A 22,596-nucleotide genomic window follows, 5' to 3' on the forward strand; every position below is an offset into this window, starting at 1 on the left:
CAGCCGACGAGAGGACCGTGTTGAGCACATCGTGGACGCCGGGGGGCGCGGGAGCGGCGGGTCTGCAGGGCCTCCTGCAACAGGCGCAGGAGCAGCAGCGCCGGCTTGCGGACTTCCAGCGGCAGCGCGCCGAGCTGCGGGTCACCGGGGAGAGCCCGGACGGCCTGGTCCAGGTCACCGTCGACGGTGACATGAAGGTCGGCGACATCGAGATCAGCGCCCGGGCGATGCGCCTGGACAGCTTCGCCCTGGCCGAGTCGCTCCAGGCCGCGATCGACGACGCGTACGCCGCGCACGCGCAGCGGCAGCGCGAGCTGGTGGAGGAGATGGTCGGCGGCCCGGAGCTGGTCCGGCAGGCCGAGGCGGGGAAGGTCACCCCGGAGGACTGGTTCAAGCACTTCGGAGTGGACATCAACGACCCGCTGCGCCGGCTGCGCGGCTGACCGGGAGGGGTGGGACATGACGAACGTGGTCGACGTCGGCGCCATCCGGGGCGCGGCGAAGAAGCTCGCCGCCGAGGACGGCCCGAAGGCGTTCCTGCGCAACGCGAAGGAGAAGTTGGACGAGGTCAAGCTGTCCGGCCTCTCCATGACCATCCTCGGCATCGGCGCGGTGGGCCGGCACAACGCGGTGATCGACGAGCACGTCGACAACCTGCGCACCGGCATCGAGCACCTGCAGAAGGCCGCCGACAACCTCGAGAAGACCGCGAGCAACTGGGAGCAGTCGGACCAGCCCTGGGTGGTCAAGTGACCTCCCGGGCGCAGGACGCAGGGAGGCGCTGATGCCGGAGATCCTGATCGCCAATTCCTCGGGCTCGGTGGTGGGGACGCACAGCGTCGCGGCGCAGACCGCACCGGTCCGGACGCTGGCCGGCGCGGCGCGGGCCAACTGGGCCTGGCTCGTCGGCGCGGGCGTCCTCGTCCTCGCCATCGTCCACCTCGAGTCCTTCGACAACGACGAGATCTCCAAGGCCGTCAAGAGCTGGGGTGACGCCGCCGCCTATCTCGGCGGTGACCAGTTCGGCAAGGCGATGGAGAGCGTGCCGCCGTCCGCCGAGGAGTGGAACTTCGAGGACCGCGAGGCCTTCGACAAGTTCGTCCAGCAGCTGAACATGGAGGTCGCGGCCCTCGCCGAGGCGCTCAACGCCAACAAGGACGCGTTGCAGGGCCTCCAGGACCACTACAACTCCGTGATCGACGCGCTGGTCGCCGTGTTGACGACGATCCTGATCGCGGTGATCGCGGCGGTGGCGCTCCAGGCGTTCCCGCCGACCATCCCGCTGGCGAACGCGATCGGCGTGGCGGGCCTGACCGCGAGCATGGCGATCATCGCCTTCGTCTTCCAGGACATCGGCTCGTTGCTCTCCACCATCACGAGCTCGTTCCGCGGGGCCGAGGTGCACCAGTTCACCACCGAGTCCAAGCCGGGCTTCGCGTCGGGCCCCGACCCCGACATCAAGGACATCAAGATCGACTGGGTGCAGGATTCAGGGTTCTACACGGCCTGAGTGGTCGGCCGGAAGGTGGGTGGCACCGTGTGGCAGACGGGCGTGTTCGTGTACGCACTGGTCACCATCCCGGTCTTCGTCGTGCTCGGGGTGGTCGCGCAGCTGACCCGCTCGCGGGCGGCCCGGCGGTTGATGGAGATCGTTCTGCTCAGCGGCGTGGCCGCGTTCGCGCTGGCCCTCGGCACCCTGGCGGACGACGGGCTCCAGTGGACGCTGGTGTTGATGCTGGTCGCTCTGTTCGTCGTCGGCGTGGTGATGCACGTCCGCTCCTACTTCCGGTCCTCCTAGCGGACGCGATCCCCCGCTGGGCGGTAGGCGCGCCATCTGAGGCAGGGCTGCGGGGACTGGAAGGCGTCCGCTACGGTCTTGGCTGAGTGTCCGTCGGTGGGGTGATTGCCTTGCGGCGGGGGAGGGCGCGGCGACTGCGCCGCCACAAGAAGACGGAAGGGTGTGAAGCATGGCGTTCGAGGTCGAAGCAGCGACTCTGCATACCGCCGCGGGTGACGTGCGCTCCACGCGCAGCGATGTCGACGGCGAGCTGAAGAAGCTGTGGAATGTGGTCGACGACCTGGCCATCGCCTGGAAGGGGCAGGCGTCCACCGGCTTCCAGTCGCTGATGCAGCGCTGGAACGAGGACACGGCCAAGCTGCTGACGGCGATGGACAACATCGCCGACCTGCTCGACAAGTCGGGTACGACGCACCAGGTCAACGACGAAGAGCAGCAGCAGATGCTGGACAAGTTCCACTCTGCACTCAACCCGTGATCCGCCGAGACGAGCAGGGGAGGAACTCATGAGCATCAAGGTTGACTACGCGGTCCTCGAGAGCAGCAACCAGCAGATGATGGCCATCTCGAAGACCATCGACGAGAAGCTGGACACGCTGCGTTCGATGCTGTCGAAGCTGCAGTGGGACGGTGAGGACCGTGCCGCTTACGAGCAGCACCAGGCGCAGTGGGACGCCGCCGTCCGGGACATCAACAAGATCCTGAACGACATCGGTGGCGCCGTGGGCATCGCCCGCGAGAACTACGTCAGCACCGAGATGAGCAACGCCAAGGCGTGGAACTGACACAATCGCCGACGCGGCTCCGGTCCGGTTTGACCGGGCCGGAGCCGCGTCGCGTTGTGTGCCGACAGGTCCGGGGAGAATGATGCGTGCGGGTAGTCCTTCACGGCCGAAGCTCAGGCTGGCCGTCGCGGCGTTGGCCGTGGTCGTCGGTGCCGGATCCGGCCCACTGGCCGCGCCGGCTCCGGCGAGCGCCGACACGGTCCGCGGCCTCCAGTGGTACCTCGACGCGCTGAAGATCCCGCAGGCCCACAAGATCACCAAGGGCAGGGGCGTCACCGTCGCGGTCATCGACACCGGGGTCAACCCCGACCTGCCGGACCTGCGCGGCCAGGTCCTCCCGGGCAAGGGCGTCACGTCCGGCACGGCGGCCGACGGTCGCCGCGACGACGACACCAAGAAGGCCCACGGCTCGGCGATGGCCGGGATCATCGCGTCCCGGGGCGGTGGCGCGATGCGACACCTGGGCATCGCCCCGGAGGCCAAGATCCTGCCCGTCGCGATGGGCAACTCCTTCGACTCGGCAGACCTCTCGGCGGGCATCCGCTGGGCGGCCGACGCCGGCGCCGACGTGATCAACATGTCCGTCGGGACGGGCACGACGGCGACCCCCGACGAGATCGCCGCCGTCCGGTACGCCCTGGACAAGGACGTCGTGCTGATCGCCTCGGCCGGCAACCAGTTGCAGAACGACCGCGTCGTCACCAGCCCGGCGAACATCCCCGGCGTCGTCGCCGTGACCGGGCTGGCGAAGAACGGCGAGTTCTTCGCGCAGAGCGCCACCGGTCGGGAGGCCGTGCTCGCCGCGCCGATGGAGGAGATCATCTCTCCCCGGTCCACCTCGGTCTCGTCCAACGGGTACGGCATCGGCAGCGGCACCAGCGACGCCGCCGCCATCACGTCCGGCGTGGCGGCCCTGGTCCGCGCGAAGTACCCGGACCTCGACGCGGCCAACGTGGTGAACCGGCTGATCCGTACGGCCCGTGACCAGGGCCCGAACGGCCGCGACAGCCAGTACGGGTTCGGCGCGGTCGATCCGGTCGCGGCGCTGACCCGCTCCGTGCCCGCGGTGGACGCGCACCCGTTGCTCGCCGCGCCCCCGAACGGGGCCGACCCGTCCGGGGGCGCGGCGGAGCCGCAGAAGGACGACGGGCCGGCCGTGTCGATCAGCATGAAGAAGGACGCCGGCGCGCTGGTGCAGGGCGCACTCTGCCTGCTCGTGCCCGTCGCGCTGCTGATCCTCGTGATCGTGCTGGTGCGCCGGTCGCGCCGGAAGGCGGCCGGCACCCGGCCCGGCGGCCCGCCCGGTTCCCCGCCGCCCGGCTACCCGCACGCGGCCCCGCCCGGTCACCCGTCGGCCGGGGCTCCGCAGGCAGGGCCGCCCGGCTACCCACCGCCCCCCGGGCATCCGCAGCCTGGCGGGGCGCCCTACGGCAACCCGCAGTTCGGCCCGCCCGGATATCCGCCGCCGCCCGGCGGGGCGCCGGGCATGCCCGCACCGCCCCAGGCGGGACCCGCGCCCGGGTACGGTCCGACGCCCGGCGGAACCCACCCGTACGGCGCGCCGCCGGGACCGCAGGCCGGTGCCTGGCCGCCGCCCGGTGCCGCGCCGACGGCACCCCCACCTCCGCCGGCTTCCGGCGGGCAGCAGCAGTAAGCCACATTGTCAGTCGGCGACGGGGAGGAACCGATGACGGACGACCGCAGGACGGACCAGCCGGACGAGATCCGGGTGGACACCCCATACATGCCCATCACCCCGCTGGCGCCCACCGTGCACATCAGCGGCATCACGATGGACAACGTCAACCGCGCGCAGACCCCCTCCGGGCTCGTGCCGGGGGCGGGCGAGAAGGGCGACAACACGGAGTGGGACGCGTCCAGCCTGGACAGCGCCATCGAGTGGTTGGAGTCGCACGCCTCGTTCCTCAACAAGCAGTCGTACACGATGGTGGAAATCCAGGACAAGATGGGCGGCACGGCGGCGGCGAGCGGCATGAACGGCGTGGGCGGCGGGGCGACGAGCCCGCTCGGCGCCTTCGACCGGGCGGGCGACCTGGCCCGCAAGCACGGCAGCCTCTTCACCACCACGCAGCAGGCTGTCCGCAAGCTCGCCGAGGACCTCTACCAGGCCGCCAACGCGCTGCGCGAGGTCAAGGAGAACTACGAGACGGCGGAGAAGGCCAACGCCATGTCCGCCGCCGAGATGGAGCGCGCGTTCAGCCAGGCCGCCACCAACGGATCCAACGGCTGAACGGGAGGGTGACAGGATGCCGAGCTGGGAAGAGATGTGCCAGCAGATCGTCGTCGCGGGCAGGCCGGGCGACGTCGCCAGCGCAGCGCTGGGCTGGGAGCAGCTGCTCAAGAACCTGAACTCCGTCAAGGAGAGCCTGGAGAAGAACGTCACCGATCTCGGCGAGGTGTGGAAGGGCCCGGCCTACGAGTCCTTCAAGACCCACGTCAAGCAGATCGCCACGGACACGGGCCGGGTCGTCGACGACGCCGAGAAGCACAACGGCATCGTCCAGTCGCTGAAGACCGCCGCCGACAAGCTGAGTGCCGCACAGGCCGACTTCCCCATCCCCGCGAGCTGCGTCAACGACGTCCTGGAGGCGCGGAACGGCCGGCTCGTGATCGACACGGGCCTCTTCGAGATGAAGGTCAAGCCCGATTTCCTGGGCCTGCTCGACCCGCTCACCTCGCTCGCCGACTGGATCAACGACAAGTCCGACGAAGCGGCCAAGGTCTACAACCAGGTCAGCGGCGATTACGTGACCATCGACTCGGGCACGCCCGGCCAGACCACGCCCGGCACGACCCAGTCGCCGAACGTGCAGACCCCGAACCTCGGCGGCGGCCCTGGTGCCGGCCCCACCGGCGGCGTACCCAGCATGGGTGGGATGCCCAAGACCGGCGGGGTGCCGGGCAGCGGGATGCCGCCGCCGGTCACCGGGATCGGCACTCCCGAGACGGGGAATCCCGGCACCGGGTCCACCGTCCACCCCGGCCTGAACAACGGCGGCTACACGCCGGGCACGGGCTACACGCCGAACACCGGCAGCATCGGCGAGAACTACGGCAGCGGTCTGGCCGGTGCCGGCACCCCGAGCGTTTCCGGCCTGGGTGGCGGTGGCGGCCTGCCCGGCACCACCGGGCTCGGCGGCGGCGGAGGCCTCGGCTCCGGTGGCGGCGGGCTGGGTGGTGGCGTGATCCCGGGCGGCGGCTCGTTGGGCCGGCCGGTGAGCCCCAACATGGGTCCGATGATGGGCGGCGGCGCGGCCGGCGCCGGGCGCAACGGCGGCCGGGGCGGCGGCCGGCTCGGCGCGGGTGGCATGTCCCCGATGATGGGCGGCGCGGCCGGTGGTGCCGGCGGCCGTGGCGGCGGCCGCGCGGGTGCCGCCGGTGCGGGCGCCAAGGGCGGCGCGCGGGGCGTCGGTGGCATGGCCGGCATGGGTGGCGCCGGCTACGGCGAGGAGGAGACTGCTCGCAACACCTGGCTGGAGGAGGACGAGGACATCTGGGGTGCCGACGGCGGCGGTACGCCGGGCATCCTGCGCTGACTCCGAGGCGCCGAGCGCCGTCCACCGCACCGGTGGGCGGCGCTCGCTGCTGTCAGCCGGTCGTGGCGTCCGCTCCGGTGGCGCCGGGCAGGTTGGCCTGGCCGACGGTGGACGGGCGACGTCCCGGGCGCCAGCCCCGGCGTCGTCCGCGGAGCAGGATCGGCTTGACCGACAGCAGCAGCCCGGTGACGAGGGCGCCGACGGCCGCGACCCAGACCGCGACGGTGCCCTGCCAGGCGAGCGGGTCGGCGGTGGAGGGCGGCGGGGGCATCGCCCCGGCCGGCGGGTCGGTACGGGTGCCGAGCAGGCTGGCCACCGCCCGGTACGGATTCACCACCCCGTGGCCGACCTCGGGGTTCTTGCCCTCGGGCGGGCTGTCGGCCGTCCGGATCAGCCGGTCGGCGACCTGCTCCGGGCCGAGGTCGGGGTGGGCGGCCCGGACCAGCGCAGCCACCCCGGAGACGTACGCGGCGGCGAAGCTGGTGCCGCCCTGCGGCTCGGCGAGATAGCCCTCGCCCCCGGGGGCGGGACCGAGGATGTTCAGTCCGGGCGCGGCGAGATCGACGTAGTCCCCGCTCACGGAGCTGCCCACGTGGCCGCCCTCCTCGTCCACCCCGGCGACGGCGATCACCCCCGGGTAGGCGGCCGGGAACGCGGGCATGTCCTGCTGGTTCTCCTGCCGGTTGCCGGCGGCGGCCACCACGACCACTCCCTCGTCGAGGGCGTAGCGGACGGCGTCGGCGAGATCCTTCCGGTCCAGGGTCACCAGCGAAAGGTTGATCACGTCGGCGCCGTTCTGCACCGACCACCGGATCGCCGAGGCGATCTGCCCGGGCAGTCCCTCGTCGACGGTGGTTCTGGTGTCGGGCAGGACGCGTACCGGAAGGATCCTGGCCTGCGGCGCGATGCCGCTGAACGACGTGCCGGCGCCCTCCTTGCCGGCGATGATGCCGGCGACGATCGTGCCGTGCCCGGCGAGGTCGCAGCGGCCCTCCTGTTGCGGCAGGCCGTTGAAGTCCCGCCCCACCCGGACCTGGCCCTTGAGCACGGGATGACTGGCGGAGACGCCGGAGTCGATGACCGCGACCGTGACGCCGGCGCCCCGGGAGATCCGCCAGGCCGACGAGGGTTCGAGTCTGCGCAGCGGCCACGGCGTCTCGGCGGGGGCGGCGGCGCCGGGGGGCCCGCAGCGGGGGACCGCCGCCGAGGCGGGTGGCGGGGCGACGACGACGGTGCCGAGCAGGATCGCTGCCGCTCCACACAGGAGCGCGCGGGCACCGCGCCCGGTTCGGCGGGCCGGCCCGGTCCCGCCCGGTCGGAAACTCTCGCGCACGCGGTGAGATTACCGCCGCGGGCCGGAGTCCCGTGCCGCCGCCTCCGGCGCGGGGGTCCGGGACCGCGGCCGGTCGGCGTACGGGCGGACCCGCCGTCAGGTGCGTTCGGTGGCCTCCGCCGGCTCTCGCTCGTCGGTGAAGAGGGCGAGCAGGTCGCCGACCTGCCGGTCCGCTTCGGCGGGGTGCCGGAACCGGCCGGCGGGGTTCAGCGTGTACTCGTTGCGCCGGCCCACCCGGGTGCGGTAGAGGTAGCCGCCGGCTTCCAGGTCGGCGACGATCGCCTGCGCGGCCCGCTCGGTGACGCCCACCTCGTCGGCGACGTCGCGGAGCCGGGCGGTGGGGTTGCGGGCGATGGCGAGCAGCACGTGCCCGTGGTTGGTGAGGAACGTCCAGTTGCGGGTGCTCCCGGTCTCCCCTGTCGTCGCCATGTCCGCCATCGTATGGCCCCCGCTTCGTGTTTTGCTCCGTACCCTCGCGTCCGGCGGGTGCGCGAGGTGCGAGAGTCGCCGTACGGGGAGTCGCCGGACATATGAAATGCATATCACGCATCCCTTGACGTACCTTGCGCTGCGTGTGACCGTGGTGGCAGCCCGCGTCCAGCGTCGGCCCGGGTGACCAGGCTGTTCACGCGAGGAGCGAGGTGGGGATGAGCCGTCCCGGATCGCCAGGCACCCAACCAGGCCCGGAGCTGACGCTCCCGGCACCGACGACGGGCGCCCCGCTCGACGTCGGCACCGCGCCGGCCCCCACGAATCCCGAACAGGCGCTCGCCGAGCTGCACGCCGGCAACCGGCGGTTCGTGACCGGGGCCCCGCGTCACCCGAACCAGGACGCCGGGCACCGCGCCGCGGTCGCCGACGGGCAGCACCCCTTCGCGGTGATCGTCGGCTGCTCCGACTCCCGGCTCGCCGCCGAGATCATCTTCGACCGGGGCCTGGGTGACCTCTTCGTCGTCCGCACCGCCGGGCACACCATCGGCCCCGAGGTGCTGGGCAGCGTGGAGTACGCCGTCACGGTCCTGGGCACGCCGCTGATCGTGGTGCTCGGGCACGACTCCTGCGGGGCCGTCCAGGCGGCGCGTGCGGCGGACGCCACCGGCACCCCACCGGCGGGCCACCTGTGCGCCGTGGTGGACGCCGTGGTGCCCAGCCTGCGCCGGGCCGCCGCCGAGGGCGTGGAGGACATCGACGGGATCGTCGACATCCACATCGCGTACACCGTCGAGGCCATGCTGGGCCGCTCCGCCGTGCTCGCCGCCGAGGTGGCCGCCGGCCGCTGCGGGGTGGTCGGCATGTCGTACCGGCTGACCGCCGGCGAGGTGCGGACGGTGGCCGCGGTGCCCGCCCTCGCGGTCGACGCGCCGGAGCCGGCGGCCAGCGTCGCGCTCGCCTGACTCCGGTCCCACCCGACGACACAGGGCCGCTCCCGCGTCCGGCGGGGGCGGCCCTGTGCGTGGCCCGGGGGCGCTGCTAGAGCAGTGACACGTGTACGTGGTCCGTGTGGTTCGACGGGCCGCTGTAGGACTTCCAGCCGGTCGCCGGGAACCAGATCTGCCTGTTCCAGATCACGTAGTAGATGCCGAGCCGGTCGGCGTTGCGGACCAGGAACGCGGTCAGGTTGTTGCCGTACATGTAGGTGTCGTCGTTGTGCCAGGGGGAGAAGCCACTGCGTTGCAGCGACCAGTCGCAGGCCCGGCCCTTCGGATGCTCGTACGGGCCGCCGGAGCGGTAGCAGCCGACGAACCGGTTGAAGCCGGCCCGCTTGACCTCCTTGTACATGTGCAGCGTGCGCGCGGTGATGCAGCCGGAGGTGGTGGGGTCGTCCTCGGTGCAGGACAGGGGCTTCCAGTCGCCGTCGGCGGTACGACCCGGCGCGATCTTCGCCACCGGCGAGGTGGCTACCACCTTGCCGCCGGTCAGCCCTCTGCCGCCGACCAGGGCGAGCGCCTTCTCCGCCTCCTTCTTGCCGCGGGCCATCTCGTTCGTCAGCCGCTGCTGCTCGCGCACCTCGGCGTCGAGCGCCAGCTTCGCCTGCTCGGCGCGGTCCTTGACCGCGTTCACCTCGGCGAGCTTCTTGGAGTTGACCAGGTTGAGTTCGTCGAGCGCGGCGGCGCGTTGGACGAACGAGTCGGGGCTGGCGGTGTCCAGCAGCATCGACACCGCCCCGATCCGCCCCGTCCGGTAGGACTGGGCGGCGATCTGGCTGACCTGCGGGGCCAGCGCGTTCAGCTCGGCCTGCGCGCGGTCGACCTCCAGGGCGAGTTCGAGCTGGCGCTTCTTCGACTTCGCCAGCTTCGCCTTGGCCTGGACGTAGGACCGGTTGCGGGCCTCGATCAGGTCGTCGAGCAGCTTGGGCTCGTCGTCCCCGTGCCCGGAGGGCGTGGGCGGGGTGGGTGCGGCCACCGCCGGAACAGGGCCGGCGAGGACCGCCAGCGCGGCGAGTACGGCCACCACAGGCGTCAGCCAGCGGCGTAGGGGTGCCGTCACAGTTTTCCCTTCCGTCGACCGCCGACCGGGTTAGCTGACGGGTTCGGGGCGGAAGTGGCCCCTACCGCTGTCGCGGATTCACCCCACGTGCCTGGTTCCCCGGCTCGCCTGGCGGCGATTGGGCGGCGGCACCGCAGGCGCCGCTGCGCGCCTTCAATGGTGACCGGCAGCGAGGTTACCCGAGAGCACTCCCGGGGATCTACGTCCCTAAGCCGACTAAATGCGTTATTTCGTAATGGCACACGGTGACCAGTGACGCGTTTATCAGGCCGGACGCCCCGGTCGGTCACGCTGCGGAGTTTCACCATGCGGTGTCCGTACTCCTGTCCCGGCCGGACCATCCGGTGGGAGCGGCGGACGGCGTTTCCCCGCGCGGCCCGCCGAGGGCCTCCAGCGCCTCGGACCGGTCGGTCGCCGGCCGGGGGGTCGGCGCGGTCGCGGCGCGGTCGGCGGTGTCCCCGCCGCGACGGCCGGCCGTGGTCACCAGGGCCGCCAGCCCGGTGGTCAGTGGCACGGCGGCGATCAGACCCAGGGTGGCGACCGCGCTGCGGACGATCTCCTGGGCGAGGAACTCGCTGGTGAGCAGCTGGGTCACCGCCCGGGAGTCGGCCGTCAGCAGGAGCAGCACCGGCAGCGAGGCGCCGGCGTACGCCAGCACGATGGTGTTCACCGTCGAGGCGATGTGCGCCCGGCCGACCCGGGTCGCCGCCCGGTAGAGCTGCGTCCGGGACAGCCCGGGGTTGGCGTGCGCCAGTTCGGTGACCGTGGCGGCCTGGGTCACCGTGACGTCGTCCAGCACGCCGAGGGAGCCGATGATGATCCCGGCCAGCAGCAGGCCGTGCAGGTCGACGTCGGCCTGGTACATCGACAGCGTGGTGGCGTCCTCGGAACCGAACCCGGTCAGGTGGGTCGCGGCGGTGGCGATGGTGCCGAGGACACCGGTCAGCACCAGGCTGCCCAACGTGCCGAGTACGGCCACCGAGGTCTGGACGGTCACGCCGTGGGTCAGGTAGAGCACCACGAACATGATCAGGGCGGCGCCGACGACCGCGACCAGCAGCGGCGGGCTCCCGGCGCTGATCCCGGGCAGCACGAAGGTCAGCAGGATGGCGAAGCTCGCCGCCAGGCCGGCCAGCGCGGCCAGCCCGCGCCACCGCCCGAAGGCGACGATGGCGGCCGCGAAGAGCGCCACCAGCCAGATCAGTGGCTTTCCGCGCTGGTGTTCGGCGATGTTGTAGGCGCTGGCCGTGGGGTCGGCGGGGTCGGTGAGCTCGACCAGGATGATCTCGTCGTCGACGGCGACGGTCGGTGCGCCGGGCCCGGCGGGAATCGGTGTCTGCACCTGCTGGCCGGCGTCGGGGCCGTCCTCCACCCGTACGGTCACCATGCCGCAGGGGCCCGGTGCCTCCCCCGGGCCTCCCTCCGGGGTCTCCGGGGCCGGCGGGCACGGCTCCGTCACCACCCGCGTGACGGTGCCGTGGTAGCGGGGCGTGTCGGTGCCGGCCACGGGATCGGGCGTGTCCCGTGGCCACAGCACCAGGGCCGCGATCAACGTGGCGACGAAGAGGGGCACCACGGTCGCGAAGAGGACCCGCCGTACGCCCGGCGGGGCGGACGGAGCGGGACGGGTGTGGTCGGCGCCCATCGAGTGTCTCCCAACGAATCCAGGGCGTGGTACGGGCCGGCGGGCCGGTCGGTTCAGCCGCGCCACGCGGCCGGGACGGGGGACCGTCCCCGCGTGGCGGTGCGGTCACGTACCCCGGTCGTCGGCCCCCGCCCGGCGGCGGGTAATCGGTGCCACCGCCCGGCGGAGGACGCGGTGCGGACGGTGCGGAGTCCGGATGGCCACCGGCCGAATGGTAGCCACCCCCGCACCGGGGCGCAGGTCGTGCGGGCGGTGTCGCGACGCGGACCTCAGTCGGGCATCGATGCGGGGACGCCGCGGGTTGGTACCCGTGCGGAGCGGGTCGACGCGCTAGCGTGACGGTTGTGCGGACGACGGTGACGGCGACGCGGGGCGCGCGGCTCCTGCTGCTCGTCGGCACGCTGCTCGGGCTGGCCGCCATGCACACGATCGGTCACGACTCGCACCCGACCGGCCATGCCCCCGCCCCGTCGGGGCACGCCGCCGCGTCCGCCCCGCACGCGGCCCTCGCGCCCGGCCGGCAGGTGGTGCTCGCGCCCGTCCCGCACGCGGCCCCCGCGCTCGCCCCGCACGCCGACGGTGCGCTCGCGCCGCCCCCGCAGGACGTCGCCCTCCACGCCGGCGGGGCGGCTCTCCATGCCGTAGGGGCGGCCCTCGGGGCCGTCGTGGACTGCCCCGGTGGCTGCGCGGCAGGACAGCTCCTGCCGTCCGGCGGCGCGGGGGGAGAGCTGCCCGGGTGGGGAGTGTGCCTGGCCGTGCTGGGCGCGTTCGCGGCCTCGCTGCTGTTGCTGGCGGCGCTCCTGTCGGCCCGCGTACGCGCTGTCGGCCCGGTGGGGGGCGGTCCGGTCGGCTGCGTCCTGCCGCCCCGGGCCCCGCCACCCCGGCCGGTCGGTCTGCGGCTCGCCACGGTCTCGGTGCTGCGCAGGTAGGACGCGTTCGACGCGGGTGCGGCTCACGCCGTTCCGCGTCCTCGTCGTGCCGCCTACGTTCCGACACCGAAAGGCTCAGACATGACCACTCGTACCCTCGCGCGCCGTGCCGCCCTGGCCGGCGTCGCCGTCACCGCCGCTCTCGCCCTGGCCGCCTGCGGCGGCGACGACCACCCGTCCCCGGGCGCGGGACACGGCACCCCCGGCACCGGCGGGCCGGCGGCCACCGCCACCGGCGCGACGGCGTTCGGCGACGCCGACGCGATGTTCGCCCAGATGATGATTCCGCACCACCGGCAGGCGGTGGAGATGGCCGACCTGGTGGCGACGCGGGCGGCGGACCCGGAGGTCAAGCGGCTCGCCGCCGAGATCAAGGCGGCCCAGGCGCCCGAGATCGCCACCATGAGCGGCTGGCTGGCGGCCTGGGGACGGCCGGTGCCGACGCCGGGTGAGATGCCGCACATGGACCACGGCATGCCCGGCATGATGTCCGACGCCGACATGACGAAGCTGGCGGCCGCCGCCGGCCGGGAGTTCGACCGGCAGTTCCTGACCATGATGATCGCCCACCACGAGGGCGCGGTCACGATGGCCCGCGACGAGCTGGCCCGGGGCGTGCACGCGGAGGCCAAGGCTCTGGCCCAGCAGATCGTCAGCACCCAGCAGGCGGAGATCGATACGATGCGGAAGATCCTCGGCCGGTTCTGATCCGATCGCCCCGGCGTCTCCCATCGGGGGGCGCCGGGGCGCCACGGGCGGAGCCTGCCGGGAGGAGACCGGCGTGCGACCCGGTGCGCCGACGGCGGAGGAGCTGCCGGCGGCTCAGCCGCGCTTCATCAGGCGGCCGACGGCGGCCATCATCTCGGTGGCCATCTCCTCGGCCCGGCCCTCGGCCGCGCCCTCGTGCATGCAGTGCCGCGCGTGCCCGTCGAGGAGGCCGAGCGCGACCTTGTCCAGGGCGGCCTGGATGGCGGAGATCTGGGTGAGCACGTCGATGCAGTAGCGGTCGTCGTCGACCATCTTCTCGATGCCGCGGACCTGCCCCTCGACGCGACGCAGCCGCGCGAGCAGCTGGTCCTTGGTGGCGGTGTATCCCCTGGTCGGGGTGGGCGTCGGTGTGGTCATGACGTCGAGGATAACGTACCCCTCGGGGGTATGGTACGGTCCTTCGTGTCCGGGATACCCCCACCGGGTACCGGTAATCGGCAGTAGGCGTGGTTCGCCTCCGCACTACCCCCTGGGGGTATAGGCTGGAGGCGTCGAGAGGAGAGTCCGATGATCACCACCACGTACCAGGTGCAGGGCATGACCTGCGGGCACTGCGCCTCCGCGGTCAGCAAGGAGGTCGGCGCGATCCAGGGCGTCAGCGACGTCCAGGTCGACGTCGCGGCCGGTCGGGTCACCGTCACCAGCGAGGGCCCGTTGGAAACCGACACCGTGCGCTCCGCCGTCGACGAGGCCGGCTACGACCTCGTCGGCGCCTGACGGCGGGCACGGGGGAGACGAGGCGCACCATGAACACGGCGACGAAGCTGAGCGGCTTCGCCCTCGGCCTCGCGGTGGTGTTCGGCGCGACGTACGGGGTCGGTCAGGTGGCCGACCCCGTGACGCCGCCCACCGAGGCCCCGCACGAGGCCGGCGGGAGGCACGGCGACGACGGCGCAGGCGGACACGGGGGCGACAACGGCGCGGCAGCGCACCTGCCCGGCGGGCTGTTGGTCTCCGACCGCGGATACACCCTGCGTCCGGTGGACGCCCCGGCCGGGCAGTTCGCCTTCCAGGTCACCGGTCCCGACGGCCGGGCGGTGACCGCGTACGACGTGGCGCACGACAAGCGCATGCACCTGATCGTGGCCCGCCGCGACCTCTCCGGCTTCCGGCACGTGCACCCGGAGATGGCGCCGGACGGCACCTGGCGGGTCGACTCGCCGCTCGCCGGGCCCGGCGTCTGGCGGGCGTTCGCCGACTTCACCCCGACCGGGGGTGAGGCGCTGACCCTCGGCGTCGACGTGACCCTCCCCGGCGCGCTGACCGAGCGGCCCCTGCCCGCGCCGGCGACCAGCACCACGGTCGACGGCTACACCGTCACGCTCGCGGGTGCCCCGCAGCCCGGCCGCACCGCCGAGCTGACCCTGACCGTGAGCCGCGACGGCGCACCGGTCACCGACCTGGAGCCCTACCTGGGCGCGTACGGCCACCTGGTGGCGCTGCGCCAGGGCGACCTGGCGTACCTGCACGTGCACCCGAACGGCGAGCCGGGTGACGGGCGGACGCGGCCCGGCCCCGAGGTGAGCTTCTCCGCCGAGGTGCCGTCGGCCGGCGCCTACCGGCTCTACCTGGACTTCAAGCACGCCGGCGTCGTGCGTACCGCCGAGTTCACCGTCGTCGCCGGCAGCCCGACCGCGCCGGGTGTCCCGGCCGCGACGAGCGCCCCGGCGGCGGGCACCCCCGCCGCCACGAGCTCCCCGACCGCCGACGCCAGCCACGGCGTCCCCGGTCACGGGCACGACTGACGGGACCGTGATGACGACCAGCAGCAAGCCCCTGCCGTACGCGCCGAACATGATCGAGCTGGCGATCGGCGGGATGACCTGCGCCTCCTGCGCCGCCCGGATCGAGAAGAAGCTCAACCGCATGGACGGGGTGACCGCCACCGTCAACTACGCCACCGAGAAGGCCACCGTCCGGTACGCCGACGAGGTCACCCCGGACGACCTGATCGCCACGGTGGAGAAGACCGGCTACACCGCCGCCCTGCCGCCCCCGCCCCGGTCCGCCGGGGACGCACCGGCCGCCGAGCCGGTGGACGAGCTGCGCGGCCTGCGTACCCGCCTGTGGGTCTCGGCCGTGCTGACCGTGCCGGTGATCGCGCTCGCGATGGTGCCCGCCTGGCAGTTCGACTTCTGGCAGTGGCTGTCGCTGACCCTGGCCGCCCCGGTGGTGGTCTACGGCGGTCTGCCCTTCCACCGGGCGGCCTGGATCAACCTGCGGCACGGCGCCGCGACCATGGACACCCTCGTCTCGCTCGGCACCCTGGCCGCGTTCGGCTGGTCGGTCTGGGCGCTCTTCCTCGGCACCGCCGGGACGCCCGGGATGACCCACCCGTTCACCCTCGCCATCGACCGCACCGACGGCGCCGGCAACATCTACCTGGAGGCGGCGGCCGGGGTGACCGTCTTCATCCTCGCTGGCCGCTACTTCGAGGCGCGGGCGAAGCGGACCGCCGGCGCGGCCCTGCGTGCCCTGCTCGAGATGGGCGCCAAGGACGTCGCGGTGCTGCGCGGCGGCACGGAGACCCGGATCCCGGTGGACCAGCTCGCCGTGGGGGACCGGTTCGTGGTCCGGCCCGGCGAGAAGATCGCCACGGACGGCGTGGTCCACGAGGGCACGTCGGCGGTCGACGCCAGCATGCTCACCGGCGAGTCCGTACCGGTGGAGGTCGGGCCGGGCGAGGCCGTGGTCGGCGCGACCGTCAACGCGGGCGGCCGGCTGGTGGTCACCGCGACCCGGATCGGCGGCGACACCCAACTGGCCCAGATGGCCCGGCTGGTCGAGCAGGCGCAGAGCGGGAAGGCGGCGGTGCAACGGTTGGCCGACCGCGTCTCCGGCGTCTTCGTGCCGATCGTGATCGCTCTCGCGGTGGGCACCCTCGGCTGGTGGCTCGGCAGCGGGTCGGGCACCACCGCCGCGTTCACCGCCGCCGTGGCGGTGCTGATCATCGCCTGCCCGTGCGCCCTCGGGCTGGCCACGCCGACCGCCCTGCTGGTCGGCACCGGTCGGGGCGCGCAGCTCGGCGTCCTGATCAAGGGGCCGGAGGTGCTGGAGTCCACGAGGCAGGTGGACACCGTCGTGCTGGACAAGACCGGCACCGTCACCACCGGTCGGATGACCCTGGTGGACGTGGTCCCGGCGGCCGGCGAGGACCGCGCGGAGCTGCTCCGGCTCGCCGGGGCGCTGGAGTCCGCGTCCGAGCATCCCATCGCCCGGGCCATCGCCACCGGGGCGGCCGAGGCGGGCACGCTGCCGCCGGTGACCGCCTTCGTCAACTCCGAGGGGCTCGGGGTGAGCGGGACGGTCGAGGGCCGGGAGGTGCTGATCGGCCGACCCCGGCTGCTGCGCGAGCACGGTCTCGACGTACCGGACGAGGTGGCACGGGCGGCGGACGCGGCGGAGGCCGAGGGACGCACGGCGGTGCTGGCCGGCTGGGACGGCCGGGCCCGGGGGGTCCTCGCGGTGGCCGACGTGGTCCGGCCGACGAGTCGGGCGGCGGTCGCCCAACTGCGCGCGCTCGGCCTGACGCCGGTGCTGCTGACCGGCGACAACACCACCGTCGCCCGCGCGGTGGCAGGCGAACTGGGCATCGACGAGGTCGTCGCCGAGGTGCTGCCCGCCGACAAGGTCGACGTCGTACGGCGGCTCCAGGGCGAGGGGCGGACGGTGGCGATGGTCGGTGACGGGGTCAACGACGCCGCTGCGCTGGCCCAGGCCGACCTCGGTCTGGCCATGGGCACCGGCACGGACGTCGCGATCGAGGCGTCCGACCTGACCCTGGTGCGGGGCGACCTGACGGCGGCCGTGGACGCGATCCGGCTCGCCCGGCGCACCCTCGGCATCATCAAGGGCAACCTGTTCTGGGCCTTCGCCTACAACGTGGCGGCCCTGCCGCTGGCCGCCGCCGGCCTGCTGAACCCGATGATCGCCGGCGCGGCGATGGCCTTCTCCTCGGTCTTCGTGGTCGCCAACAGCCTCCGGCTGCGCGGCTTCCGCCCGGTCGCCTGAGCCGTCCACACCGTGCCGCCCGCCTTCCCGGGGGGCGGGCGGCCGGTGGATCGCTGACGCTCAGTCACCGGGACGGTTGGGCGGCGGCCGGACGGGGTACATCGGGGGCGTACCGGCACCGCCAATCGGGAGGCTGAGATGGGTTTCGACGACAAGATCAATAACACGGCCGAGGACGCGGCCGGCAAGCTGAAGGAAGGCGCCGGCCGGGCCACCGACAACGAGCGGCTCGAGGCCGAAGGCCGCAACGACCAGGCGAGCGCCAAGCTGAAGCAGGCCGGCGAGAAGATCAAGGACGCCTTCAAGAGCTGATCCGCGTACGCGGACAACCCGCCGGGTCGGCTCGCACCGACCCGGCGGAAGGCTCACCGGTCGACGTGTCCCGACAACCCCACCGCTCGTTGGCAGGACGACGTGCCGCCGCCCCGGCGCCGGTCGAACCCGGGCCGTCGACAGGGACGGCCGTGACTCCGAACGGAAGGTTCCGTGTCCCGATCCGTCGTGTACGCGCGCCGTGCCGCCGCTGCGGTGGCCATCGGGGTGCTGGCCATGGGCTGCCAGGAGAGCGCGCAGGAGAAGGCCGCCCAGACGCACCTGACCCCGCCGAGCCCGACGGCCCCGGCGAGCACCGCCCCGACCCCGTCCTGGTAGCCGCCCGACGGCAAGCCGCCCGACGGCAAGCCGCCCGCCGGCAAGCCGCCCGACGGGAGGCGCGTCATCATCGGTGCCGGACCCGCCGGCCTCCAACTCAAGAACCTCAGCGCCGGCCGCGTACCTGGCGCTTCGGGGCGGGACCGGTGCCGAGCGCGGCGCGGTCGGCAGCCGAGGTGCCGGACGACCAGCCCTCGGCGTCACGGATGGTGAGCCGGCCCCGGGTGACCCCCGGGAAGAGCGTGTCGAGGTGTCCGCGTACCGCCTCGGCGCGGGTGGCGAGCACCGGAAGCAGCCGCTCCGGCCCGGCCTGCGCCGTCGCCTCCCGGTCGGCCGCGTCGGTGGCGGCCCGCAGCCGCTCGCCGATCCGCAGCGCGAACGCGTTCAGGAAGGACTCGTCGTAGTCCCGGGTGCGCCGGCCGGCACCCCTGGCCTGCCGTTCGCTCCGGCCGCGCAGCATCGCGGCGGTGGCCTGCACCAACAGCGAGGTGTAGAGCAGCTCGACCGCCTCCAGGTCGGCTGGCCAGCCCAGCACGGTGGTGAACCCGAGGTCGTCGGACCAGACCGCCTCGCAGCGGTTCGCCGCCGCCACCTCCTGCGCCAGCAGTGCCTTCGCGCCCGCGTACGGGGGTTCGGTGCCGAGACGGATCCCGCCGGGGCGGTCGGCGGGCTCGGCGGCACCGGCCAGCAGCACCTGGTCGAGGCTGTGCCGGGCGATCAACTCCTGGGCCTTGCCGGTCAACGCCTCCGCCTCGGCCGGGTAGGTCGTCGACTCCGCCTTGGCCAGCAGCGCCCGTACCCGGTCGAGCATCCGGGACCCCGAGCCGCCACGCGCGGTCCCCGTCGACGGCGCGCCGGGCGGCGGGCGCAGCACGGCGATCGGCGGGAGCCCCTCGACCAAGGCCAACGCGTCGACCGCCGCCCGCAGCGCCGTGAACCGGTCGGACCCGACGCGGGTCGACCAGGCGGTCAGGTGGCCCTCGTCGGCATCCCACCACACCCGGGCGCCGAGGTCGCGCAGCTGGTCGTCCCACCACGGCGGCACCGGCCCGGCCAGGTCACGGCGGTGCGCGGCGAGCGCGTCGGTGACCAGCCCCGCCGCCCGAGGGTCGAGCCGGCGGGCGGCGAGCCGGCTGAGGTCCACCGGCTGCCAGCCGTGCCGCGCCAGGCGCCCGACAGCCCGAGCCAGGCGGCCCAGGAGCGCGGCGTCCACCGCCGCCGCGCCGTCCGCGGCACCCGTCCCGATCATCAGCCGGTCCAGCTGCCGCTCCGCCAGGCGTACGTCGGTGCCGCGCGCCGCCGCGAGCGCGTCGCTGACCAGTTCCTCGGCGTCCGGCACGGCCGTGTCCTCCCGGGGTCTGCGTTTCCCGCGCCGGGAGACGATCGTCGCCCGCCCGCCGAAGGTACCTGCGGGCCGTCCGCCGGTCGTGACCGGTGCCACCGGAACGGCCCGGCACGAGCGTCCCGTCACGACGACTTCCGCATGCTCCGGCCGCCCCCGGGTAGTGCGAAGAGGACGCGAGCGATGCGAGGTGACGAGATGGCGGATGTGCCGGTCAGCGGCTCCCCCGCGCCCGATCTCCGCCGGTCTGTCCTCGCCGCCGCGGTCATCGGCGTGGCCGTGATGGCGGCCGTCGACGAGATCGTCTTCCACCAGCTCCTCGGCTGGCACCACTTCTACGACCGCTCCACCCTCCCTGTCGGGCTGCTCTCCGACGGGTTGCTGCACTCGGCCGAGCTGATCGCCCTGGTGGGTGGCTTCTTCTGGTACGCCGACCTGCGCCGCCGGGGCGTCCTGCTGCCCCGGGCCGCCTGGGGCGGGTTCCTGCTCGGCGCGGGGGCGTTCCAGCTCTTCGACGGCATCGTCGACCACAAGGTGCTGCGGCTGCACCAGATCCGCTACGGGGTGCACCTGCTCCCGTACGACGTGGTGTGGAACGTGGCGGCGGTGGTGCTGTTGCTGCTCGGCGCGTGGGTGACCTGGCGGGTGCGCTCCCGCCACGGCCGCGACGTGCCGTGACGGCGCTCGCGCACACCGGTGCCGCCGCCGGGCCGGACCCGCTGCCGCTCGCGGCGGTCGCGTCGCTCGCCGCCGGCTACCTGCTCGCCGTGTCGCGGGACCGGCGCGGCTGGCGTCGCCGGCGGACGGCGGCCTGGCTGGCCGGCTGCGCGGTGCTCGCGGTCGCCCTCGGCCCGCTGGCGGCCGGTCCCGGCGACCCCCGCGCGCACATGGCGCAGCACCTGCTGCTCGGCATGGTCGCGCCGCTCGCGCTGGCCCTCGGCGCTCCGGTGACCCTGCTGCTGCGGGTCGTGCCGCCGCCGGTCGGCCGCCGGGTGGGCCGGTTCCTGCGTGCCAGGGCGGTGCACCTGCTCGCCCATCCGGTGACGGCGGCGCTGCTCAGCACCGGTGGGCTGGCGCTGGTGCTGCTCACGCCGCTCTACGCGGCGGCCGAGCGGAACCCGGTGCTGCACCACGCGCTGCACGTGCACTACGTCGCCGCCGGCTACCTGCTCGCCTGGTCGGTGGCCGGCCCGGACCCGGCGCCGCGCCGGCCGCGCCCGGCGGTGCGGGCCGGCGCGCTGCTCGCCGCGGGGGCCGGGCACGCCGTGCTGGCCAAGTATCTCTACGCGCACGCCGCCACCCTGCCGCCGGGGCTGCCCGACCGGGACGTCGAGGCGCTGCGCGCGGCGGCCCGGCTCATGTACTACGGCGGCGACGTCGCCGAACTGCTGCTCGCCACCGCCTTCTTCGCCGCCTGGTACCGCCGGGGCCGGCCACGCCGGCCGGGGCGCTCCGCCGACGCCCGTCCGGCCGCTCCGGGCCGCGAGCCCGTCGCGGTCAGCCGGCGTACGCGTTCCCGGCCGTCAGCCGCAGCGTGAAGCCGTCGGCGTCGCGTTGCCAGGTCACGTGGTTGCACGACTGGTAGGTGATCCACAGCCCGAGCCCACCCGGCGCGTCGCCGGACGCGGGGAGCAGCCCGCAGAAGGGGTCGCTGGGCCCGTCGCCGCCGTCGCTGACCGTCGCCACGATGCGGTCGTCGCCCGACCAGACGCGCAGCCGGACCGGCGGCCTGCCGTGGCGCAACGCGTTGGTGACGATCTCGCTGACCGAGACGACCAGATCCTCCACGTCGTCGACCGGCAACTGGCCCCGGTCGGCCTTGTAGACGGCGGTGCGCGCCTCGGCCGCCGTCGGGTCGGTCAGCTCGACGGCCGGCGGCTGCGCCTGGAGCGGGTCGGGCACGACCGGGAGTTCCTGCCGCAGGAAGTCCCTCGGCGGCGTCCAGGTCGGGCTCGGCACGTGCCGCCCGTCGGCGGTGGCGAACCGCGGGTGCGTACGGGCCACGTCAGCCAGCACCTCCGGCGGTGTGGTCCGGGTGTCGTACGCGCACATGCTCCACAGCGGAAAGTCGTCGTACGCGTGGTTGATCGCCGACTCGTAGCGGGCCCACCAGTCCCAGGTCGCGCCGAAGTCGGCCGGGGGCACCTCGCCGATGATCCGGATCTGCCCGGCGCCGGCGGCCACCTGCTGGGCGAGGAGTTCGCGGTAGAAGCGGATGGCGGCGGCGGGCCGGGCGTAGAGGTTGCCGCCGGGCAGGAACTCGACCGGACAGCCGGCCGGCAGCGCCGCGCGTACCAGCCCGCCGGTGCGCGTGCCCAGCGCGACGAAGGTCGGCTCGCCCGCGTCGACGCCGCCGAGCAGGAACGGCAGCACCACCGCGAGCAACTCGTCGTCGGAGCCGTAGCGGACGGCCTCGTGGTAGTAGCCGTGGTGCTGAGCGGCCGCGCCCGTCCTCATGGCGTGACCTCCACCCGGATCGCGGGCAGGCGCAGCAGGTCGACCAGGCGGGCCGTGGCGGAACGGGACGTGCGCAGCACGGCGGTCGCGTCGCGGAGCCGCGCGTACTCGGCCAGGTGGGCCAGGGCGCGGTGGTCGACGAAGCGCAGGTCGGCCGCCGACAGCACCAGTTCACCGTCGACGGGCCGCAGGTCGGCGCGGTCCAGGGCCATGCGGAACAGCTCGTGGTTCGACATGTCCAGCTCGCCGGCGAGCGCCGCGTGCCCGTCGACGGGCGGCACGGCGTACAACCGGAAGAGCAGGTCCTCGACGTTGCTCCGCGGATGCATGCAGGCCAGCTCGGTGACCGCCCGGTCGCCCAGCTTGGGCCGGTGGTAGGCGCACGTGGCCCTGAACGGCCTGGTGCGCATGTAGCGGTCGATGAGGTGCTCGTAGCGGGTGAAGACGTCCAACTGGGCCGGCGTGCGTACCAGCTCGGTGGCCTCCGCCACCACGCGCAGCCCGGTGTGGCCCGCTGCCAGCGCCTCGTCCGTGGCTGCCGCGTAGGCGGCGACCTGCGTCGCCGGGTCGACCACGCGGTCGGGCGAATACGTCGAGACCAGGGGAACCACGGCGGCGGCACCCCGGCGTACGGCCTCGGTGAAGCTCGGCAGGGCGCGCAGCCGCTCGGCCACCAGGTCCGAGGGGCGCGGCGTGACGTACCAGAAGCGTTCGCCGGCGGTGAGGCTGGCGGCGAGGTGCCGTTCCGCCTGCTCGGCGAGGGACTCCGGGTCGTCGTACGACCAGCAGAGATGACTGCCCGGCGGGGTCCGCCGTTCGCTGCTGGTCATGCT

Annotated in this window: 27 protein-coding genes and 1 riboswitch; of the genes, 19 read left to right on the forward strand and 8 right to left on the reverse strand. The window is 73.8% G+C overall.

Annotated elements, in window-relative coordinates:
- The first annotated feature begins 17 nt into the window (after positions 1-17).
- From ACGFIR_RS03810 to ACGFIR_RS03850, 9 genes are all read left to right on the forward strand, one after another.
- Positions 18-443, forward strand: coding sequence for a YbaB/EbfC family nucleoid-associated protein (locus ACGFIR_RS03810; RefSeq protein ID WP_393000627.1), 426 nt, complete (start codon positions 18-20; stop codon positions 441-443).
- Positions 444-459: 16 nt separating this feature from the next.
- Positions 460-753, forward strand: a complete 294-nt coding sequence (locus tag ACGFIR_RS03815) for a hypothetical protein (RefSeq protein WP_393000626.1) — start codon at positions 460-462, stop codon at positions 751-753.
- Positions 754-784: 31 nt separating this feature from the next.
- Entirely contained in the window at positions 785-1,510 is a 726-nt protein-coding gene (locus ACGFIR_RS03820; RefSeq protein WP_393143039.1) for a hypothetical protein, read from the forward strand.
- 27 nt (positions 1,511-1,537) lie between these two features.
- Entirely contained in the window at positions 1,538-1,798 is a 261-nt protein-coding gene (locus tag ACGFIR_RS03825; RefSeq protein ID WP_393000622.1) for a hypothetical protein, read from the forward strand.
- Positions 1,799-1,967: 169 nt separating this feature from the next.
- Positions 1,968-2,276 carry a WXG100 family type VII secretion target gene (locus ACGFIR_RS03830; protein ID WP_101413904.1) on the forward strand — a complete coding sequence of 103 codons (309 nt, stop codon included), beginning with the start codon at positions 1,968-1,970 and terminating at the stop codon, positions 2,274-2,276.
- A gap of 28 nt (positions 2,277-2,304) precedes the next feature.
- Positions 2,305-2,583: a WXG100 family type VII secretion target gene (locus ACGFIR_RS03835; RefSeq protein WP_101413905.1), complete on the forward strand. Its 279-nt coding sequence runs from the start codon at positions 2,305-2,307 to the stop codon at positions 2,581-2,583.
- A gap of 82 nt (positions 2,584-2,665) precedes the next feature.
- Positions 2,666-4,237, forward strand: a complete 1,572-nt coding sequence (locus ACGFIR_RS03840; protein ID WP_393143041.1) for a S8 family serine peptidase — start codon at positions 2,666-2,668, stop codon at positions 4,235-4,237.
- Positions 4,238-4,270: 33 nt separating this feature from the next.
- Positions 4,271-4,834 carry a hypothetical protein gene (locus ACGFIR_RS03845; RefSeq protein WP_393000618.1) on the forward strand — a complete coding sequence of 188 codons (564 nt, stop codon included), beginning with the start codon at positions 4,271-4,273 and terminating at the stop codon, positions 4,832-4,834.
- Between the two features lie 16 nt (positions 4,835-4,850).
- Positions 4,851-6,140: a WXG100 family type VII secretion target gene (locus tag ACGFIR_RS03850; protein ID WP_393143043.1), complete on the forward strand. Its 1,290-nt coding sequence runs from the start codon at positions 4,851-4,853 to the stop codon at positions 6,138-6,140.
- Between the two features lie 52 nt (positions 6,141-6,192).
- Here the strand turns inward: ACGFIR_RS03850 and mycP are convergent, their stop codons facing one another.
- Positions 6,193-7,473 carry a type VII secretion-associated serine protease mycosin gene (gene mycP / locus ACGFIR_RS03855; protein WP_393143045.1) on the reverse strand — a complete coding sequence of 427 codons (1,281 nt, stop codon included), beginning with the start codon at positions 7,471-7,473 and terminating at the stop codon, positions 6,193-6,195.
- Positions 7,474-7,569: 96 nt separating this feature from the next.
- Positions 7,570-7,911, reverse strand: a complete 342-nt coding sequence (locus ACGFIR_RS03860) for a helix-turn-helix transcriptional regulator (protein ID WP_393000612.1) — start codon at positions 7,909-7,911, stop codon at positions 7,570-7,572.
- A gap of 209 nt (positions 7,912-8,120) precedes the next feature.
- Between ACGFIR_RS03860 and ACGFIR_RS03865 the strand changes: the two genes are divergently transcribed.
- Positions 8,121-8,867 carry a carbonic anhydrase gene (locus tag ACGFIR_RS03865; RefSeq protein WP_393143047.1) on the forward strand — a complete coding sequence of 249 codons (747 nt, stop codon included), beginning with the start codon at positions 8,121-8,123 and terminating at the stop codon, positions 8,865-8,867.
- Between the two features lie 76 nt (positions 8,868-8,943).
- Here the strand turns inward: ACGFIR_RS03865 and ACGFIR_RS03870 are convergent, their stop codons facing one another.
- Both ACGFIR_RS03870 and ACGFIR_RS03875 read right to left on the reverse strand, forming a co-directional pair.
- Positions 8,944-9,960, reverse strand: coding sequence for a coiled-coil domain-containing protein (locus tag ACGFIR_RS03870; RefSeq protein WP_393000608.1), 1,017 nt, complete (start codon positions 9,958-9,960; stop codon positions 8,944-8,946).
- 3 nt (positions 9,961-9,963) lie between these two features.
- Positions 9,964-10,095: riboswitch (cyclic di-AMP (ydaO/yuaA leader) on the reverse strand.
- Between the two features lie 166 nt (positions 10,096-10,261).
- A complete protein-coding gene (locus ACGFIR_RS03875; RefSeq protein ID WP_393143048.1) occupies positions 10,262-11,605 on the reverse strand; it encodes a YibE/F family protein in 1,344 nt (447 codons plus the stop codon).
- 344 nt (positions 11,606-11,949) lie between these two features.
- Between ACGFIR_RS03875 and ACGFIR_RS03880 the strand changes: the two genes are divergently transcribed.
- Together ACGFIR_RS03880 and ACGFIR_RS03885 are read left to right on the forward strand one after the other, a co-directional pair.
- Positions 11,950-12,534, forward strand: coding sequence for a hypothetical protein (locus ACGFIR_RS03880; protein ID WP_393143050.1), 585 nt, complete (start codon positions 11,950-11,952; stop codon positions 12,532-12,534).
- 81 nt (positions 12,535-12,615) lie between these two features.
- Positions 12,616-13,242 (forward strand): DUF305 domain-containing protein, encoded by a 627-nt coding sequence (locus ACGFIR_RS03885; RefSeq protein WP_393143052.1) that lies wholly within the window; start codon positions 12,616-12,618, stop codon positions 13,240-13,242.
- Between the two features lie 114 nt (positions 13,243-13,356).
- Here the strand turns inward: ACGFIR_RS03885 and ACGFIR_RS03890 are convergent, their stop codons facing one another.
- A complete protein-coding gene (locus tag ACGFIR_RS03890) occupies positions 13,357-13,659 on the reverse strand; it encodes a metal-sensitive transcriptional regulator (protein WP_393000600.1) in 303 nt (100 codons plus the stop codon).
- 150 nt (positions 13,660-13,809) lie between these two features.
- Between ACGFIR_RS03890 and ACGFIR_RS03895 the strand changes: the two genes are divergently transcribed.
- The 5 genes from ACGFIR_RS03895 to ACGFIR_RS03915 all read left to right on the forward strand — a co-directional run bounded on the left by ACGFIR_RS03895 (position 13,810) and on the right by ACGFIR_RS03915 (position 17,964).
- Positions 13,810-14,019 (forward strand): heavy-metal-associated domain-containing protein, encoded by a 210-nt coding sequence (locus tag ACGFIR_RS03895; RefSeq protein WP_393000598.1) that lies wholly within the window; start codon positions 13,810-13,812, stop codon positions 14,017-14,019.
- A gap of 29 nt (positions 14,020-14,048) precedes the next feature.
- Entirely contained in the window at positions 14,049-15,047 is a 999-nt protein-coding gene (locus ACGFIR_RS03900; RefSeq protein WP_393143054.1) for a hypothetical protein, read from the forward strand.
- Between the two features lie 10 nt (positions 15,048-15,057).
- The gene (locus tag ACGFIR_RS03905) at positions 15,058-17,313 is read left to right on the forward strand and encodes a heavy metal translocating P-type ATPase (protein ID WP_393000594.1); all 2,256 of its coding nucleotides are present in this window, start codon (positions 15,058-15,060) and stop codon (positions 17,311-17,313) included.
- 138 nt (positions 17,314-17,451) lie between these two features.
- Complete coding sequence (locus tag ACGFIR_RS03910) at positions 17,452-17,625, forward strand: CsbD family protein (protein ID WP_393000592.1); 174 nt, start codon at positions 17,452-17,454, stop codon at positions 17,623-17,625.
- A gap of 174 nt (positions 17,626-17,799) precedes the next feature.
- The gene (locus ACGFIR_RS03915; RefSeq protein WP_393143056.1) at positions 17,800-17,964 is read left to right on the forward strand and encodes a hypothetical protein; all 165 of its coding nucleotides are present in this window, start codon (positions 17,800-17,802) and stop codon (positions 17,962-17,964) included.
- A gap of 106 nt (positions 17,965-18,070) precedes the next feature.
- Here the strand turns inward: ACGFIR_RS03915 and ACGFIR_RS03920 are convergent, their stop codons facing one another.
- Positions 18,071-19,303 carry a DUF2786 domain-containing protein gene (locus ACGFIR_RS03920; RefSeq protein ID WP_393143058.1) on the reverse strand — a complete coding sequence of 411 codons (1,233 nt, stop codon included), beginning with the start codon at positions 19,301-19,303 and terminating at the stop codon, positions 18,071-18,073.
- A gap of 201 nt (positions 19,304-19,504) precedes the next feature.
- Here ACGFIR_RS03920 and ACGFIR_RS03925 point away from each other — a divergent pair, with 201 nt between their 5' ends.
- Together ACGFIR_RS03925 and ACGFIR_RS03930 are read left to right on the forward strand one after the other, a co-directional pair.
- Positions 19,505-19,984 (forward strand): DUF2243 domain-containing protein, encoded by a 480-nt coding sequence (locus ACGFIR_RS03925; protein WP_393143060.1) that lies wholly within the window; start codon positions 19,505-19,507, stop codon positions 19,982-19,984.
- Positions 19,981-20,844 carry a cytochrome c oxidase assembly protein gene (locus ACGFIR_RS03930; protein ID WP_393143062.1) on the forward strand — a complete coding sequence of 288 codons (864 nt, stop codon included), beginning with the start codon at positions 19,981-19,983 and terminating at the stop codon, positions 20,842-20,844. Before ACGFIR_RS03925 ends, ACGFIR_RS03930 begins: the two co-directional genes overlap by 4 nt.
- Here the strand turns inward: ACGFIR_RS03930 and ACGFIR_RS03935 are convergent.
- Both ACGFIR_RS03935 and ACGFIR_RS03940 read right to left on the reverse strand, forming a co-directional pair.
- Entirely contained in the window at positions 20,804-21,763 is a 960-nt protein-coding gene (locus tag ACGFIR_RS03935) for an anti-sigma factor RsbA family regulatory protein (RefSeq protein ID WP_393000582.1), read from the reverse strand. The genes ACGFIR_RS03930 and ACGFIR_RS03935 overlap by 41 nt on opposite strands.
- On the reverse strand, positions 21,760-22,593 hold the full coding sequence (locus tag ACGFIR_RS03940; RefSeq protein WP_393000580.1) for an MEDS domain-containing protein: 834 nt from the start codon (positions 22,591-22,593) through the stop codon (positions 21,760-21,762). Before ACGFIR_RS03940 ends, ACGFIR_RS03935 begins: the two co-directional genes overlap by 4 nt.
- Positions 22,594-22,596: the final 3 nt, after the last annotated feature.

The sequence above is a fragment of the Micromonospora sp. NPDC049051 genome (assembly GCF_043197575.1).
GTDB lineage: Bacteria > Actinomycetota > Actinomycetes > Mycobacteriales > Micromonosporaceae > Micromonospora.

Bases quoted from the DNA above. Each gene is read 5' to 3' on its own strand.
- ACGFIR_RS03905 (WP_393000594.1), top strand. From the start codon at position 15,058: ATGACGACCAGCAGCAAGCCCCTGCCGTACGCGCCGAACATGATCGAG.
- ACGFIR_RS03835 (WP_101413905.1), top strand. From the start codon at position 2,305: ATGAGCATCAAGGTTGACTACGCGGTCCTCGAGAGCAGCAACCAGCAG.
- ACGFIR_RS03820 (WP_393143039.1), top strand. From the start codon at position 785: ATGCCGGAGATCCTGATCGCCAATTCCTCGGGCTCGGTGGTGGGGACG.
- ACGFIR_RS03935 (WP_393000582.1), bottom strand. From the start codon at position 21,763: ATGAGGACGGGCGCGGCCGCTCAGCACCACGGCTACTACCACGAGGCC.
- ACGFIR_RS03875 (WP_393143048.1), bottom strand. From the start codon at position 11,605: ATGGGCGCCGACCACACCCGTCCCGCTCCGTCCGCCCCGCCGGGCGTA.
- ACGFIR_RS03815 (WP_393000626.1), top strand. From the start codon at position 460: ATGACGAACGTGGTCGACGTCGGCGCCATCCGGGGCGCGGCGAAGAAG.
- ACGFIR_RS03845 (WP_393000618.1), top strand. From the start codon at position 4,271: ATGACGGACGACCGCAGGACGGACCAGCCGGACGAGATCCGGGTGGAC.
- ACGFIR_RS03890 (WP_393000600.1), bottom strand. From the start codon at position 13,659: ATGACCACACCGACGCCCACCCCGACCAGGGGATACACCGCCACCAAG.
- ACGFIR_RS03895 (WP_393000598.1), top strand. From the start codon at position 13,810: ATGATCACCACCACGTACCAGGTGCAGGGCATGACCTGCGGGCACTGC.
- ACGFIR_RS03860 (WP_393000612.1), bottom strand. From the start codon at position 7,911: ATGGCGGACATGGCGACGACAGGGGAGACCGGGAGCACCCGCAACTGG.
- ACGFIR_RS03840 (WP_393143041.1), top strand. From the start codon at position 2,666: ATGCGTGCGGGTAGTCCTTCACGGCCGAAGCTCAGGCTGGCCGTCGCG.
- ACGFIR_RS03850 (WP_393143043.1), top strand. From the start codon at position 4,851: ATGCCGAGCTGGGAAGAGATGTGCCAGCAGATCGTCGTCGCGGGCAGG.
- ACGFIR_RS03885 (WP_393143052.1), top strand. From the start codon at position 12,616: ATGACCACTCGTACCCTCGCGCGCCGTGCCGCCCTGGCCGGCGTCGCC.
- ACGFIR_RS03830 (WP_101413904.1), top strand. From the start codon at position 1,968: ATGGCGTTCGAGGTCGAAGCAGCGACTCTGCATACCGCCGCGGGTGAC.
- ACGFIR_RS03900 (WP_393143054.1), top strand. From the start codon at position 14,049: ATGAACACGGCGACGAAGCTGAGCGGCTTCGCCCTCGGCCTCGCGGTG.
- ACGFIR_RS03925 (WP_393143060.1), top strand. From the start codon at position 19,505: ATGGCGGATGTGCCGGTCAGCGGCTCCCCCGCGCCCGATCTCCGCCGG.
- ACGFIR_RS03865 (WP_393143047.1), top strand. From the start codon at position 8,121: ATGAGCCGTCCCGGATCGCCAGGCACCCAACCAGGCCCGGAGCTGACG.
- ACGFIR_RS03910 (WP_393000592.1), top strand. From the start codon at position 17,452: ATGGGTTTCGACGACAAGATCAATAACACGGCCGAGGACGCGGCCGGC.
- ACGFIR_RS03940 (WP_393000580.1), bottom strand. From the start codon at position 22,593: ATGACCAGCAGCGAACGGCGGACCCCGCCGGGCAGTCATCTCTGCTGG.